This window comes from Streptomyces sp. AV19 (genome assembly GCF_015999245.1).
GTDB lineage: Bacteria > Actinomycetota > Actinomycetes > Streptomycetales > Streptomycetaceae > Streptomyces.
Genome location: NZ_JAEAMR010000003.1, coordinates 792733 through 806597, shown reverse-complemented (window position 1 = coordinate 806597; position 13865 = coordinate 792733). Strand labels below are relative to the sequence as shown.

Below are 13865 nucleotides of genomic sequence, written 5' to 3'. Positions count from 1 at the left end.
GACAACGGTCAGGGCACCCGTGCCCCTCAGCCCTTCTGGAGCTCGCCCACCGACGGCGTCTTGTCCGTGACCGGCGCGCCCGCGCTCTTGCCCGCGTCCTTGACCTGGCCGATCACCTTGTCCACCGAGTTGACGTCTCCCTCATTGACCTCGCCCTTGCGGAGCTTGGTGCCCAGGTTCTTGAGGGAGTCGATGCCGGCGTTGACCGGGGCGAGGGCCTTGGAGAGGGTGGGGTCGCCCTGGGCGTTCTTCGTCGCGGCCTTGAGCCGGTTGTAGGTGAAGGCGCCCGCCAGGCCCGCCTTGACGAGGGCGCCGGTGCGGCCGTCCGCGCCCTTCTTGAACGCGCCGTTCCGGTACGGCTTGATGATCCACTGGTACGCGGCACCGGCCGCGAGCCCCGCGTTGGCGACGAAGCGCGTCTTGGCGAACTTCTGCTTCTCGGCCGAACTGGTCGGAGTGGCCTCGGCCTTGTCCTTGCCGCCACCCCCGCCGCAGGCGGAGCCGGTCAGCAACAGGCCGCAGACCAGCGGCAGGACGACGACGGTGCGGCGGACGCGGGCACGCTCGGACACGCTGGCCTCCACAGCGGGCGGACACGGTAACCGGACCAGCGTGACCCGCCCCGCCCCCGCCCGCATCCGGACCGCTCCGTTCGGGGGAACGCCCGGGCCCGGGCCCGTCGCGAACAGGCCATGAACGTTCAGAACGCTCGACGGGCCATGAGAGGTCAGCCGCAGCAGTCCGGTTCCAGCCCCCGCGGCAGCCGTTCGCCGCCGAAGACCGCGGTCGTCGCCTCGTCGCCGCCCAGCGCGGCCACGGCCAGCAGCAGGGACCCGGCCGTCCAGGTGGTGCGCTCCTGGGGCCAGATCGCGTCGTCCTCGAAGACGTAGCCCGTCCAGTACATGCCGTCGTCCGCGCGCAGGTGCTGGATCCAGCGCAGGATCTCCACGGCGTGGTCGGACTCCCCCACCGCCCAGAGGGCGAGGGCGAGTTCGCAGCTCTCGCCGCCGGTCACCCAGGGGTTGGGCACGACGCAGCGGACGCCGAGGCCCGGGACGACGAAGCGGTCCCAGCCCTCCTCGATGCGCGCGCGGGCCTCGTCGCCGGTGAGGGCGCCGCCGAGGACCGGGTAGTACCAGTCCATCGAGTAGCGGCTCTTGTCCAGGAAGCGTTCCGGGTGGCGGCGTATCGCGTGCGCCAGCAGTCCGGCCGCCAGCTCCCAGTCGGGCTGGGGTTCCTCGCGGTGCTCGGCGACGGCCAGGGCGCAGCGCAGCGCCTGGTGGACGGAGGACGAGCCGGTGAGCAGGGCGTCGGGGACGCCGGTGCCGTCCTCGTCCCGCTTCCAGCCGATCTGTCCGCCGGGCTGCTGGAGGGCGAGGACGAACTCGACGGCCGCGTAGACGGTGGGCCACATGCGGTCGAGGAAGGCGTCGTCGCCGGTGGAGAGGTAGTGGTGCCAGACGCCGACGGCGACGTAGGCGGTGAAGTTGGTCTCGCGGGCGCGGTCGGTGGGGGCGGCGTGGTCGCCGTCGGCGTAGGCCGCGTACCAGGAGCCGTCGGGGTTCTGGTGCTCGGCGAGCCAGCGGTAGGCGGCCTCGGCGCGGGCGTACTCGCCGGCGGTGTCGAGGGCCATGGCGGCCTCGACGTGGTCCCAGGGGTCGAGGTGGTGCCCGCGGAACCACGGTATGGCGCCGTCCTCGCGCTGCCCGGCGGCGATGCCGGCGACGGTCGCGTCGATCTGCGCGGCGGTGAGGACGCCCGGGAGCGCGAGGCGCTCGATGCGCAGCCGCCTGCCGGCGGGGGTCGTCATGCGCGGGCCTCGCGCGCGTCGTCGGCGGCGTCGTCGGCAGCGGCAGAACGTGCGGCGGCGGAACGCTTCGTCGCGGCGCCGGCCGACGGAGCGCTCCCCGGCGCGGCGTCGGCGGGAGCGTGCGGCTTGGTCGCGTAGGCGACGAAGCTCTTGCCGATGACCGGGTTGAGGACCTGCTCCGCGATCCTGGTCGCCGCCGGCTTCTTCATGATGTCCCAGACCAGCAGTTTGTGGTACGCGCGGACGGGCAGCGCCTTGTCGTTGTCCACGCCGAAGGCGCACTTGAGCCACCAGTACGGGCTGTGCAGGCCGTGCGCATGGTGGGTGCCGTACGGCTTCAGCCCGGCCTCCTCCATCTTGCGCAGCAGTTCGTCCGCCTTGTAGATGCGGATGTGGCCGCCCTCGACCTCGTGGTAAGCGTCGCTGAGCGTCCAGCAGACCTTCTCCGGCCCGTAGCGGGGGACGGTCACGGCGATCCGGCCGCCGGGCTTCAACACCCGGACCATTTCGGCGAGTACGCCCTTGTCGTCCGGGATGTGCTCCATGACCTCGGAGATGATGACGACGTCGAAGCTGTCGTCGGGGAAGGGCAGGGCGAGCGCGTCGCCCTCCATGGCGGTGGCGGTGGCGCCCGCGGGGGCCTCGCCGGCCTCCTTCATCGCGGCGAACCACTTGGCGACCTCGCGGATCTCCTCGCCGTTGCGGTCGAGGGCGACCACGTGCGCCCCGCGCCGGTAGCACTCGAAGGCGTGCCGGCCCGCGCCGCAGCCCAGGTCGAGGACGCGGTCGCCGGCGGCGAGCGGGAAGCGGGAGAAATCGACGGTCAGCACGGCGGAGGTCTGCTTTCGTCCGGCGGAGTTGGGTGGGTGACGCAGTGGGTCACGCGGGGAGTGACGCGGCGGGCGACGCGTACTCGACGGGCGCTACCGGGCACGCACCGGCAGCGGGCCGGCGCCCGCCCGGGCCCGGGCCCTCGCCCGCGCGGCGCGTTCGATCGAGGCGCGGTAGTGCTCGGCGGTGCCGAGAGCGGCCTGCCGCCAGGTGAACCGGGCGAGCACCCGCTCGCGGCCCGCGGCGCCGAGGCGGCGGCGCAGGCCGTCGTCGGCGAGGAGCCGCTTGAGCGCTCCGGCGAGGGCGTCCGCGTCGCCGGGCGGCACGGCCAGGCAGGTCTCGCCGTCGGGCCCGGCGACCTCCGGGATGGCGCCGCCGGTGGTGGCCACCAGCGGGGTGCCGGTGGCCATGGCCTCGGCGGCGGGCAGCGAGAACCCCTCGTAGAGGGAGGGGACGCAGGCGATCTGCGCGCCGCGCACCAGGTCCACCAGCTCGGCGTCGCTGATGCCCTTGACGAACTCCACGGCGCCGTCGAGCCCGTACTGCTCGATGGCCCGGGCGACCGGCCCGTCGTCGGCGCGTCTGCCGACGACGACCAGGTGCGCGCCGGGGATCTCGGTGCGCACCTTGGCGAGCGCCTCGACCAGGTGCACCAGGCCCTTGAGCGGGACGTCGGCGCTGGAGGTGGTGACGATCCGGCCGGGGACGACGGGGACGGACGGGTCGGGCGAGAAGAGGTCGGTGTCGGCGCCTATCGGCACCACGTGGACGCGCTCCGGGCGCACCCCGAGGTGGTCCACGATCTCCTGGCGCGAGGAGCCGGAGACGGTGAGGACCCGCGGCAGGCGGCGGGCGACCTTCTCCTGCATGCGCGTGAAGGCGTACCAGCGCCGGACGGACAGCCTCCGCTTGCGGTCGGCCGCCGCCTCCAGCTCCAGCCGCCGGTCCACGGTGACGGGGTGGTGGACGGTGGTGACCAGCGGCGCGCCCAGGTCGGCGAGGAGGCCGTAGCCCAGCGTCTGGTTGTCGTGCACGACGTCGAAGTCGCCGCGCCGGGCGGCGAGATGGCGCCGGGCGCGCAGCGAGAAGGTCAGCGGCTCGGGGAAGCCGCCGGTCCACATCGTGGCGACCTCCAGCGCGTCGATCCAGTCGCGGTACTCGTCGCGCCTGGGGGTGCGGAAGGGGTCGGGCTGCCGGTAGAGGTCGAGACTGGGCAGCTCGGTGAGGCTTACGCCTTCGTGCTCGTCGAGTACGTCCAGTACGGGGTAGGGCTGGGCGCCGATGACCTCGACGCGGTGGCCCAGCCGGGCGAGTTCGCGGGACAGGTGACGGACGTAGACGCCCTGGCCGCCGCAGAACGGATTGCCCTTGTAGGACAGCAGCGCGATGCGCAGCGGGCCCTCCGCGGTGCGCGGACCTCGCCCGGCTGCCCGGTCGGTCCCATCGGTCACTCGGGGCCCCCAATTCGTCCTGCTGGTTCGGCGGGAGCGTAACCGCTCCGGAATCTCTAGAACAAGTTCCACTACCGGAAATCGACGGAAAGACCGACAAGTCCCGACCCTCTCCCGACCCCCTCCGCACCGGGCGGCGCGCGGCGCGCGTAACGGTAATGAGGCTGTGATGCGCGCCGATGCGTCCGCCGGGCGCCGCGCGGGAAGGGATTCACGCCGAGTAAGTGACGCGTAAGTGACCTGGTTCACGAGTACACGAGTACTGGAGATACGGGCATGAGCCTGCCGCTTCATCTGTCAGTCAAGCTCGGGAAGCACCTGCTCAAGCAGAAGCTGCGGCGCCGGGAGAAGTTCCCGCTGCTGGTCGAGGTCGAGACGCTCTTCGCCTGCAACCTCAAGTGCGCGGGCTGCGGCAAGATCCAGCATCCGGCGGGGACGCTCAAGCAGCGGATGCCCGTGCAGCAGGCGCTCGGCGCGGTCGAGGAGTGCGGCGCGCCGATGGTGGCGCTGTCCGGCGGCGAGCCGCTCATGCACCCCCAGATGCACGTGATCGTGCAGGAGTTGCTGGCGCGGAAGAAGTTCGTGCTGCTGTGCACCAACGCCGTGCTGCTGCCCAAGCACATCCACAAGTTCCGCCCCGACCGGAACTTCGTGTGGATGGTGCACATCGACGGGCTCAAGGAACGGCACGACGAGTCGGTGAGCAAGGACGGCGTCTTCGACCAGGCCGTGGAGGCCATCAGGCTGGCCAAGTCCAAGGGCTTCCAGGTCTACACGAACAGCACCTTCTTCAACACGGACACCCCGCAGGACATCGTCGACGTCCTCGACTTCCTCAACGACGAGCTCAAGGTGGACCGGATGCAGATCTCGCCCGGTTACGCCTACGAGAAGGCGCCCGACCAGGACCGCTTCCTGGGCGTCCAGCAGACCCGCGAGATGTTCCGCAAGGCGTTCGCGGGCGGCAACCGGCAGAAGTGGCGCTTCAACCACTCAGCGCTCTTCCTCGACTTCCTGGAGGGCAAGCGGGACTTCGCCTGCACGCCGTGGGGCATCCCGCTCTACAACCTCAAGGGCTGGCAGCGTCCCTGCTACCTGATGGAGGACGGGTACGCGAGTACGTACCAGGAGCTGCTGGACACGACCGAGTGGGAGAAGTACGGCCGGGGCAAGGACCCGCGCTGCGACAACTGCATGGCGCACTGCGGGTACGAGCCGAGCGCGGTGCTGGCGACGGTGGGCTCCCTGCGGGAGAGCATCCGGGCGGCGACGTCCATGTGAGGCCGCGCTCGCCCCTGTGCTCACCTCTGCGGGTCTGTGCTCACCTCTGCGGGCGGCCGGGGGCGGCCAGGGGCCGTTAACCTGGAACACTTGAAAGACTTGGAACACGTTCCAGTGATTCGCCTCACTGCACCACGCCTGTCATGATGCCTCCCCATCGACCGCCGCCGCCTGCAGAGGAACGCACCGACGTGGGACAGAAGACCGCCGCAGCCCCCGGCCCTGCCTGCCCCGCTCCCCTGACGGAGCGTCAGGAGGCGCGCCGGCGCGGCATCCTCTCCGCCACGACCCGGCTGGCGAGCCGCGGGGGGTTCGACGCGGTGCAGATGCGGACGGTGGCGGAGTCGTCGAACGTCGCGCTCGGGACGCTGTACCGCTACTTCCCCTCCAAGATCCATCTGCTGGTGGCCACCATGCAGGACCAGCTGGAGCAGCTCCACGACACGCTGCGCAAGCGGCCGCCGACGGAGGCGGACGCGTCGGCGCGGGTCGCGGGGACGCTGATGCGGGCCTTCCGCGCGATGCAGCGGGAGCCGCATCTGGCGGACGCGATGGTGCGCGCGCTGACCTTCGCGGACCGCTCGGTCAGCGCGGAGGTCGACGCGGTGTCGCGGCTGACGACGACGATCATCCTGGACGCGATGGGGCCGGGCGGGCCGGTGACGGCTACGGCGGAGCAGCTGTCGGCGGTGCGGGTGATCGAGCACACGTGGCATTCGGCGTTGATCACGTGGTTGTCGGGGCGGGCGTCGATTGCGCAGGTGCGGGTGGATATCGAGACGGTGTGCGGCCTGATCGACGGCTGAGTAGGGGCTGCGCCCCTTCGGAACCCCGCCGGCGCGCGGGGCGCGCCGGGCCCCCCCCCCCCGCGGCGGGGGGGGGGGGGGGGGGGGCGCGCCCCCCCCCCCCCCCCCCCCCCCCGCCCCCCCCCCCCCAACCCCCCCCCCCCCCCCCCCTTCGCCGTGCGGCTCCGCCGCGTGGGCGCGACCGGCCACGACGGCGCCGCAGCCGATCGACGACCCATCGCGGAACTTCCAACGGAGCGCTTGGCGCGGCGTCAGCGCAGCGACGCCAGCCGCGTCAGCCCCGGGCCCGCGCTCTTCGCCGCGCTGCAGTACTCGGCCTCCAACAACGCCGCCAGGTCCCCGCCCCAGTCGCCGTTCAGGTTGAACGCCGCGGTGTGGCCGCCGCCGGCGGTGGAGGCGGCCAGGGACGTCGAGCCGTGGATGCCGCCGCTGTGGAACCAGACGGTGGTGCCGCACGAGAGCTTCGCCCGGGCTATGCCGAGGCCGTAGGCGGACATCTCCTGCTCCTGGACCGGCACGGTGGTCAGCAGCTCCCGCTGCTGGTGCCGGGGCAGGAGCCGGCCGCCGAGCAGGGCCTCGTAGAAGCGGGTGAGGTCACCGGTGGTCGAGATGATCTCGCCCGCGGCCCAGCCCCAGGACGGGTTGAGCTCGGTCGTGTCGTAGATCTTCGCAGCGGGGTCGGTGGAGTTGAGCTTGCTGTAGGCGCGGCCGTGCGGGTCCGGCATGCGGGACGAGGTGCCCGGCAGCGTGGTGTTGCGCAGGTCGAGCGGGCGCAGGACGCGCCGCCGGATCTCGTCGGCGTAGGAGTGGCCGGTCACCTTCTCGATGACCATGCCGGCGACGATGTAGTTGGTGTTGGAGTAGTGCCAGCCCTTGCCCGGCTCGAAGTACGGGCGGTGCTTGAGCGCCGTGGCCACGAGCTGGGACGGCTTCCTGGTGGCGTAGCGGTTCTTGGGGAAGTCCTTGGTGAGCGACTGCCAGAAGGCGGCGTCCTCGGTGTAGTTGTAGACGCCGCTGGAGTGGTTGAGGAGCTGGCGGAGGGTGACGCGGCGGCCGTCGTTGCCGTTGCCGCGCAGTACGCCGGGGAGGCGGCGCTCCACCGGTTCGTCGAGGTTCAGCCGCCCCTCGGACTCCAGTTGGAGCAGGACGACCGAGCTGAAGACCTTGCTGATGCTCCCGGCCCGGAAGCGGTCCAGGGAGAGCCGCTGGCGGTGCGTGGTCAAGTCGGCGACGCCCGCGCCGCCGTGCCACGACCCGTGCCGGTCATGGGCGCGGCCCAGCACCCCGGGTATTTTGTCGGGCCCGGTGGTCTGGGCCTCCATGGCCGCCTGGGTGGCGGCGTGTCTGCCGGCGCCTCCGCCCGCCGGGGCGGCCGACGTCGCCGACGCGGCCGGGGCGAGCGCCGTCGCCGCCAGCGCGGCCGCGGCGGCCACGGCGGTCAGGGCCCCACGTAACGTCCTCACGGTCATCCGTCTCTCCGTTCACAGGTGACGATTCACAGGTGACAGTCCGGCCTGTACGAGAGGAAGAACTCCGTCGAGAGCCGTTCCGTTGAGCGCGATCCGGCCACGAAACGGACGACCGGCCGACTCGGGCCGGCCCAGGTCCGCTCAGTCGCGGGAGTTGCCGAAGAGGATCCGGTAGCCGATCAGCAGCACGAGGGAGCCCGCGATCGCCGCGCCCCAGGTCGGCGCGTCGAAGAAGTGCTTGGCGATGGGTCTGTGCAGGAACTTGGCGGAGAGCCAGCCGCCGAGGAAGGCCCCGGCGATACCGATGGCGGTGGTGCCGATCAGCCCGCCCGGGTCCCGGCCCGGCAGCAGGAACTTGGCGATCGCGCCGGCCAGCAGGCCGAGGACGATCCAGCTGATGATGCCCATGGTGGTGTTCTGTCCTTCCGGGGGTGCGTCCGTACGGGCCGGGGAACGCCCGTGGGGGAGGACGCCCGGCCGCGGCGCGGTGGTTGCCGCGCCGCGGCCGGACGTCCCGGCTGGTCGAGCTAGTCGAGGGTGACGCCGTAGTCGGCGGCGATGCCGGCGAGCCCGCTGTCGTACCCCTGGCCGATGGCCCGGAACTTCCACTCGCCGCCCCGGCGGTAGAGCGCGCCGAAGACCATGGCGGTCTCGGAGGCGGCGTCGTACGAGAGCTCGTAACGGCACATCTCGCGGCCGGTGGCGTTGTCCACGACGCGGATGTACGCGTCGCGGACCTTGCCGAAGTCCTGGCCGCGGGTCGCGGCGTCGTGGATGGAGACGGTGAAGACCACCTGCTCCACGCCGTCCGCCGCGTCCAGGCCGTCGAGGTCGACGGTGATCCGCTCGTCGTCCCCCTCGCCCGCCCCCGTGGTGTTGTCGCCGAGGTGGCGCACCGCGCCGCCGGGGAGGGCGAGGTTGTTGTAGAAGACGAAGTGCGCGTCGGAGAGCACCTTGTTGCCCGGGCCGCAGACCAGGGCGGCGGCGTCGAGGTCGAAGGCGGTGCCGTCGTCCCCGACGTCCCAGCCCAGGCCGACGGTGACGTCGGCGAGCGGGGTGCCGTCCTGGGTCAGGCTGGTGTTCTGTCCCTTGGTGAGGCTGGTGCCCACGGTTGTCGGGAGATCCTTTCCTGAGGTTTCTTATGAGCCGGCTTCAGGTGAGCCGGCTTCAGGTGAGCCCGCTTCAGACCCGGACGCCGAAGTCCTGGGCGATGCCGTGCAGCCCCGACGCGTAACCCTGGCCGATAGCGCGGAACTTCCACTCCGCGCCGTGCCGGTAGAGCTCGCCGAAGACCACCGCGGTCTCCGTGGACGCGTCCTCGGTCAGGTCGTAGCGCGCCAGCTCGCGGCCGTCGGCCTGGTCGACCACGCGGATGAAGGCGTTGCGCACCTGGCCGAAGCTCTGGCCGCGCTGCGCGGCGTCGTAGATGGAGACGGGGAAGACGACCTTGTCCACCTCGGCCGGGACGCCTGCCAGGTTGACCTGGATCTGCTCGTCGTCGCCGTCACCGCCGCCGGTGAGGTTGTCGCCCGAGTGCACGACGGAACCGTCCGGGCTGCGCAGGTTGTTGAAGAAGACGAAGTGCTCGTCGGAGGCGACCTTGCCGTTGGCGGTGCAGAGCAGGGCGGAGGCGTCCAGGTCGTAGTCGGCGCCGGTCGTGGTGCGCACGTCCCAGCCGAGACCGACGGTGACGGCGGTCAGGCCGGGGGCCTCCTTGCTCAGCGAGACGTTGCCGCCCTTGGCCAGGGTGACTGCCATGAACTTCCTCCAGTGATGGGTATGCGGTGTGTGCCTTGGTGACACGTTGTGAGGGAGAACGTGGGGTGGGGGGTGGTTGGTTCCCGGGTTGCGCAATTGGTGAAGTGGATGTTTTCCCCACCCCGCTCTTTCATCGTTTCCGCAGGGGCTGCGCCCCTTCGCGACCCCGCGGGGCGAGGGCGCCCGCCCGGAACCGCGCTCCGCGCGGTGAGCGGGGGCTCCGCCCCTGCGCCCCCGGCCTCAGGAGCCGGGCCGAGACCGTCGCCCACCGCTTCCCCGGCGCGGAACTGCGGCAGTCCGCCGCCGAGGGCATCGGCGTCACCCTCGGCCGGGAATACGCCGCCGGACCGCCGCCCACCGCGTCCCCGCCGTCCCCTCCGGCCCCGACGGCCGTCCCGTCGCGGGTCGCGGAGAAGGCCCGCTCCGCCGACGACGACGTCTGCTCCGGCCTCTCCTGCGGGTGACCGGATCCCCATGGAGCCCCGCCCCGCGCGTACGCTGGGACCGCTCAGCCGAGCGGACGGGGAGGCAGGGATGGCGTCGCCGAGCACCGGCCCGGAGGACCCCTCGCCCGAGGAACTCCGGCGCGCCGCAGCCGTCTTCGCCCTGCTGGCCTCGCCGGTCCGCCTCCACGTCCTGTGGCTCCTCGCCCGGGGCGAGCACAACGTCACCAGCCTCGCCGAGCGCGTCGGACAGTCCCTGCCCGCCGTCAGCCAGCACCTGACCAAACTCCGGCTGGCCGGGCTCGTCGACGCCCGCAGGGCCGGCCGGCACACGGTCTACCTGGCCAACGACCCGGCCATAGGCACTGTGGTGGAGCGGGCCCTCGGCCACCTGGCGGGCCGCCGGACGAACAGCGCCCCGGGCGCCCGCGCCCGCTGACGCACGAGGGGCGGACGCACAACTCCCGCGCTCCCGGGGGCGCGTGCTCCCGCGCGCGGACCGGACCCGTGCAACGGCCGGGCCGCGCACCTGTCGGCGGACCGTTGCCGCGCTCCGGACCCACCGTCATAGCCTGGCCGTTCATTCGGTCACGCCCCGGGTGACGCGTCGCAATGGGGGGACGTCGCCGCGCCGCGGGCGGAAGCGGGTCCTCACCGCGCCGACGGGGAACAGACGACGGGGGAAAATCCGGCCGGCCGACCCCGGGCCCGTGTGCCCGCGGGCCGGCCGCCCCCGCCGGTCCGCGGGGGGGGGCTCTTTCCCGGGAAAGGGGATCGATGGACGGCTATGTGATGGCACGCGGCCGGGCGCGGGGCGACGAGGACCAGGGCTTCCCGGGCGCGGGGCCGCCGGTCGCCTGGTGGCGTTCCTACGCGGGGACCACCGACCCCGACCGGCCGACGCTCCTCGTCGAGGCCGGCGCCGGCGGCTGGCGGGCCTACCTCGGCGGCATACCCGCGGGGGAAGCCGGTACGGCGGGCTTCGCCCTGGCCTTCGCCGGCGGCCCGGGGGAGGAGGCGGCCGGCGGCGTCGTCCGGCTCGTCGCCCGCTGGCTGGAGGACCTCGCCGAGGACCGGCCGGACGGGCCGGTCAGCGCGTGCCTGCGACGGCACTTCCCCGACGGCACCGTCGAGCGGCTGCGCCGGGCGGACGCGCCGGAAGCGGCGGGGGAGACCCGGTTGCTGCTGGCGCGCACCCTGGCGGACGTGGCCTGGCTGCCGGCCCCGGGGGACGCCTCCGGCCCGGACCTGCCGGCCGCCGGGGGCGACCCCCTGGCCTGGATCGGCACGGTGCACCACCGCTCCTCGCGCGAACGCTTCGTCATGCGCGTCGAGGAACTGCTGTCCGGAGTCGAGGGCCGGGCCCTGCTCCTCAACCGGGTCGGCGGCCCCGCACAGGCTCCCCAGGGGCTCCCCGGCGAACGGCTGACAGTACTGACCGACCAGCCGGCCCACGCCCTGCGCGCGGGCCCGGTGCCCCTCGCGGCCCAGGACTCGCCCTACGGCGCGCTGTCCGCGAAGGCGCTGATCCTGGCGGGCGCCGTGCTCGCGGTGGGGTGCGTGGTGTGGGCGGTGTGGGCGGTGTGGACGGCGACGGTGTGAGCGCCGGACGTCCCAGCGGCCGATACCCGAGCCTCGGCGTCCGATGCCGGAGCCCCCGTGTCCGGAGCCCGAGCCCCCTTGGCGATGATGGGCGACCATGACCGCGGAATCCTTTCTCACCCTTCGAGGACGTCATTTCGCCTACCGGGACTCCGGCGGCTCCGGCCCCGTCGTGCTGGCGCTCCACGGCCACTTCGGCCGCGGCCGGATCTTCGCACCGCTGGCCGCGGCGCTCGCGCCCCGGTACCGGGTGGTCGCCCTCGACCAGCGCGGCCACGGACTGTCCGACAACGGGGGCGAGTTCACCCCGGACGCGTACGTGGCCGACGCCGCCGCGTTCCTCACGGCCCTGGACCTGGCGCCGGCCGCCGTGGCCGGCCACTCCATGGGAGGCGTCGTCGCGCTCCTCCTCGCCCGGCGGCACCCCGGACTCGTCAACTCCCTCGTGATCGTGGACAGCACCGTGCTCAACGAGGAACCCGAGACCCACCCCGTCCTCGACGTCTCCGACTGGCCGCGGCACGCGCCGACGCGGGAGGCGCTCGGCGCCGCCATCGAGGCGCGGGGCGTCCCGGACGCCGGCTACTTCCTCGACAGCGCCGTGGAGTCGGACGAGGGCTGGTCGCTGCTCTTCGACCCCGCCGAGATGATGGCCTCCCAACACGCCTTCACCGGCGACCACTCGGCGGACTGGACCGCCTCGCGGCAGCCGGCACTGCTGCTGAGGGGCGGCGACAGCTTCCTCCTGACCCCCGGGACGGCCCGGCGGATGACGGAGGAGCGCGCGAACACCCGGCTGCGGGAGTTCCCCGGCTGCGGGCACTGGCTCTACGCGGACGACCCCGACGGATTCGCGGCGGAAGTGGGCACGTTCCTGGACGACGTGCGCACACGCCGCTGAGGCCCGGCGCCGACGCCCGTCAACGGCCGGGCACCACGGAGCCGTTGGCTCCGGCGCGAGAGACCCGCCGTCCGTCCGCTCCCCGGGAATCCGTGCGCGTGCGCATTTCCCCGGTGCCGGGAGCACTTCGCGTTTGACCGGTCCGCCACAGGTCATTCGTGTGGTATCGGCCGGTGACGGGGAAGAAAGGCGAACGGACATGGGCATCATCGCGTGGATCGTCATTGGGCTCATCGCCGGAGCGGTGGCCAAGGTCATCATGCCGGGACGGGATCCCGGCGGCGTGTTCGTGACCATCCTCATCGGAATTGCCGGCGGCCTCCTCGGCGGATTCCTCGGCAAGGTGATTTTCGGGGTCACCTCCTTCACCGGCTTCTTCCACCTGTCGACCTGGATCGCGGCGATCCTCGGATCGCTCGTGATCCTCGCCCTCTACCGGGTCTTCGTCGGGCGCCGCTCGTCGTCACGGGGGTGACCGTCCGGTCACGCGGGGTGCGGGGTGAGGAATGAAGAGCGGATTCCGGGGAAGGCGCGTGCCGGTCAGTACGTCCGCGCACGCGTTTCCCAGGAGGAATTCATGCTGCTCGCCCACCCCGACGTTCTCCGTGACCTCGTCGAGCGCCACGCCGCCCTCGAGCGCGCAGCGGCCCCGGGGACGGCGGACCCGGCGGTACGGCAGGAGCTGGCGGACGTCACCTACACCCTGTGCGTGTCGACCGGGACCAGGGACGCCGAGGCCGCGCTGCGGGTCGCCCGTCACCGGCTGGCGCAGGCCGAAGCGGACCACGAGGAGGCGGCCCTCCCGGGCCGGCACTGATCTCGGTTCGTGATCACTGTCGGCTCGGATCGCCCCTCGGCCGGCGCGTCACGCGGTGCTGGGATGGAGCCATCCGGTCCGGGCGGTCCGCCCGGGCCCTTCCTACTCGTACCGCGGAGCGTTTCCATGCCCCTCATCCAGGTGAAGCAGACCCCCGGCAAGACGGCCGAGCAGAAGGCCGAGCTGGTCCGTGAGCTCACGGACGCCTATACCCGCGTTACCGGCAGCACGCCGGAGAGCGTCTGGGTCACGGTCGAGGAGGTCGCCCCGGACAGCTGGTCGGTCGGGGGCCGGACGCTCACGGCCCGCGCGGCGGCGGCGCGGAGCTGACACCCGCGGCGAAGCGCCCGGTTCCGCCCGGTTCCTTCCGACCAGGGAAGGAACCGGGCGTTCCGCTGCTCGCGGCGCGTGCGCGAACCGTCGCTCCGAGTGGCCCGGCGGCCTCCGCGGTGTGAGGCCGGGCATAGGGCGCGCATCACTTACTGCGGTGGTTAGTGATGGCTGTCGGCTCTGTTATGGGAATTCCTGGGTGTTCGGGTGGATGTGGACGGTGTCCGGTAGTAGGTCACAGTCATTGCCAGGGGTTTTCCGGGCCGCTAACAATTGCTGGGTCGCTGGGCGCCGTCGGTTTACGGCGCTTCTTTCGTGCCGGGTTTCCGGTGCGGTGCGGCTCCGCTATCGGGAAGGTTTCTTCTT

The 13865-nt window shown here is 72.6% G+C and carries 17 protein-coding genes; 9 read left to right on the top strand and 8 right to left on the bottom strand.

Features of this window, described 5'->3' with window-relative positions; translation table 11 throughout:
- Positions 1–26: 26 nt before the first annotated feature.
- The 4 genes from I5Q34_RS03740 to I5Q34_RS03725 form a co-directional block, all read right to left on the bottom strand.
- Complete coding sequence (locus tag I5Q34_RS03740) at positions 27–572, bottom strand: hypothetical protein (RefSeq protein WP_199890605.1); 546 nt, start codon at positions 570–572, stop codon at positions 27–29.
- 155 nt (positions 573–727) lie between these two features.
- On the bottom strand, positions 728–1810 hold the full coding sequence (locus I5Q34_RS03735; protein ID WP_199890604.1) for a prenyltransferase: 1083 nt from the start codon (positions 1808–1810) through the stop codon (positions 728–730).
- Positions 1807–2640 (bottom strand): class I SAM-dependent methyltransferase, encoded by an 834-nt coding sequence (locus I5Q34_RS03730; protein WP_199890603.1) that lies wholly within the window; start codon positions 2638–2640, stop codon positions 1807–1809. Before I5Q34_RS03730 ends, I5Q34_RS03735 begins: the two co-directional genes overlap by 4 nt.
- 93 nt (positions 2641–2733) lie before the next feature.
- Positions 2734–4092 carry a glycosyltransferase family 4 protein gene (locus tag I5Q34_RS03725; RefSeq protein ID WP_199890602.1) on the bottom strand — a complete coding sequence of 453 codons (1359 nt, stop codon included), beginning with the start codon at positions 4090–4092 and terminating at the stop codon, positions 2734–2736.
- A gap of 276 nt (positions 4093–4368) precedes the next feature.
- Between I5Q34_RS03725 and hpnH the strand changes: the two genes are divergently transcribed.
- Complete coding sequence (hpnH, locus tag I5Q34_RS03720) at positions 4369–5373, top strand: adenosyl-hopene transferase HpnH (RefSeq protein ID WP_199890601.1); 1005 nt, start codon at positions 4369–4371, stop codon at positions 5371–5373.
- A gap of 191 nt (positions 5374–5564) precedes the next feature.
- On the top strand, positions 5565–6179 hold the full coding sequence (locus I5Q34_RS03715; RefSeq protein WP_277965329.1) for a TetR family transcriptional regulator: 615 nt from the start codon (positions 5565–5567) through the stop codon (positions 6177–6179).
- A gap of 251 nt (positions 6180–6430) precedes the next feature.
- On the opposite strand, the gene I5Q34_RS03710 is transcribed toward I5Q34_RS03715, so the two are convergent.
- The 4 genes from I5Q34_RS03710 to I5Q34_RS03695 all read right to left on the bottom strand — a co-directional run bounded on the left by I5Q34_RS03710 (position 6431) and on the right by I5Q34_RS03695 (position 9406).
- Positions 6431–7648: a serine hydrolase gene (locus tag I5Q34_RS03710; RefSeq protein WP_199890600.1), complete on the bottom strand. Its 1218-nt coding sequence runs from the start codon at positions 7646–7648 to the stop codon at positions 6431–6433.
- 141 nt (positions 7649–7789) lie between these two features.
- Positions 7790–8056 carry a GlsB/YeaQ/YmgE family stress response membrane protein gene (locus I5Q34_RS03705; RefSeq protein WP_199890599.1) on the bottom strand — a complete coding sequence of 89 codons (267 nt, stop codon included), beginning with the start codon at positions 8054–8056 and terminating at the stop codon, positions 7790–7792.
- Positions 8057–8175: 119 nt separating this feature from the next.
- Positions 8176–8757, bottom strand: a complete 582-nt coding sequence (locus I5Q34_RS03700) for a TerD family protein (RefSeq protein ID WP_199890598.1) — start codon at positions 8755–8757, stop codon at positions 8176–8178.
- Positions 8758–8830: 73 nt separating this feature from the next.
- Positions 8831–9406: a TerD family protein gene (locus I5Q34_RS03695; RefSeq protein ID WP_199890597.1), complete on the bottom strand. Its 576-nt coding sequence runs from the start codon at positions 9404–9406 to the stop codon at positions 8831–8833.
- Positions 9407–9510: 104 nt separating this feature from the next.
- On the opposite strand from I5Q34_RS03695, the gene I5Q34_RS03690 reads away from it, so the two are divergent.
- From I5Q34_RS03690 to I5Q34_RS03660, 7 genes are all read left to right on the top strand, one after another.
- A complete protein-coding gene (locus tag I5Q34_RS03690) occupies positions 9511–9870 on the top strand; it encodes a hypothetical protein (RefSeq protein ID WP_199890596.1) in 360 nt (119 codons plus the stop codon).
- A gap of 70 nt (positions 9871–9940) precedes the next feature.
- Positions 9941–10288, top strand: coding sequence for a helix-turn-helix transcriptional regulator (locus I5Q34_RS03685; RefSeq protein ID WP_199890595.1), 348 nt, complete (start codon positions 9941–9943; stop codon positions 10286–10288).
- A 338-nt stretch (positions 10289–10626) separates the two neighbouring features.
- The gene (locus I5Q34_RS03680; RefSeq protein ID WP_199890594.1) at positions 10627–11451 is read left to right on the top strand and encodes a hypothetical protein; all 825 of its coding nucleotides are present in this window, start codon (positions 10627–10629) and stop codon (positions 11449–11451) included.
- 97 nt (positions 11452–11548) lie between these two features.
- Positions 11549–12352 carry an alpha/beta fold hydrolase gene (locus tag I5Q34_RS03675; protein ID WP_199890593.1) on the top strand — a complete coding sequence of 268 codons (804 nt, stop codon included), beginning with the start codon at positions 11549–11551 and terminating at the stop codon, positions 12350–12352.
- Positions 12353–12551: 199 nt separating this feature from the next.
- Positions 12552–12827 carry a GlsB/YeaQ/YmgE family stress response membrane protein gene (locus tag I5Q34_RS03670; RefSeq protein ID WP_199890592.1) on the top strand — a complete coding sequence of 92 codons (276 nt, stop codon included), beginning with the start codon at positions 12552–12554 and terminating at the stop codon, positions 12825–12827.
- A 102-nt stretch (positions 12828–12929) separates the two neighbouring features.
- A complete protein-coding gene (locus I5Q34_RS03665) occupies positions 12930–13169 on the top strand; it encodes a DUF5133 domain-containing protein (RefSeq protein ID WP_199890591.1) in 240 nt (79 codons plus the stop codon).
- Between the two features lie 63 nt (positions 13170–13232).
- On the top strand, positions 13233–13499 hold the full coding sequence (locus I5Q34_RS03660; RefSeq protein ID WP_199890590.1) for a 4-oxalocrotonate tautomerase family protein: 267 nt from the start codon (positions 13233–13235) through the stop codon (positions 13497–13499).
- Positions 13500–13865: the final 366 nt, after the last annotated feature.

Excerpts from the sequence above, each read along its gene's own strand:
- I5Q34_RS03735 (WP_199890604.1), bottom strand. The coding sequence starts at position 1,810 with ATGACGACCCCCGCCGGCAGGCGGCTGCGCATCGAGCGCCTCGCGCTC.
- hpnH (WP_199890601.1), top strand. The coding sequence starts at position 4,369 with ATGAGCCTGCCGCTTCATCTGTCAGTCAAGCTCGGGAAGCACCTGCTC.
- I5Q34_RS03710 (WP_199890600.1), bottom strand. The coding sequence starts at position 7,648 with ATGACCGTGAGGACGTTACGTGGGGCCCTGACCGCCGTGGCCGCCGCG.
- I5Q34_RS03705 (WP_199890599.1), bottom strand. The coding sequence starts at position 8,056 with ATGGGCATCATCAGCTGGATCGTCCTCGGCCTGCTGGCCGGCGCGATC.
- I5Q34_RS03695 (WP_199890597.1), bottom strand. The coding sequence starts at position 9,406 with ATGGCAGTCACCCTGGCCAAGGGCGGCAACGTCTCGCTGAGCAAGGAG.
- I5Q34_RS03685 (WP_199890595.1), top strand. The coding sequence starts at position 9,941 with ATGGCGTCGCCGAGCACCGGCCCGGAGGACCCCTCGCCCGAGGAACTC.
- I5Q34_RS03680 (WP_199890594.1), top strand. The coding sequence starts at position 10,627 with ATGGACGGCTATGTGATGGCACGCGGCCGGGCGCGGGGCGACGAGGAC.
- I5Q34_RS03675 (WP_199890593.1), top strand. The coding sequence starts at position 11,549 with ATGACCGCGGAATCCTTTCTCACCCTTCGAGGACGTCATTTCGCCTAC.
- I5Q34_RS03670 (WP_199890592.1), top strand. The coding sequence starts at position 12,552 with ATGGGCATCATCGCGTGGATCGTCATTGGGCTCATCGCCGGAGCGGTG.
- I5Q34_RS03665 (WP_199890591.1), top strand. The coding sequence starts at position 12,930 with ATGCTGCTCGCCCACCCCGACGTTCTCCGTGACCTCGTCGAGCGCCAC.
- I5Q34_RS03660 (WP_199890590.1), top strand. The coding sequence starts at position 13,233 with ATGGAGCCATCCGGTCCGGGCGGTCCGCCCGGGCCCTTCCTACTCGTA.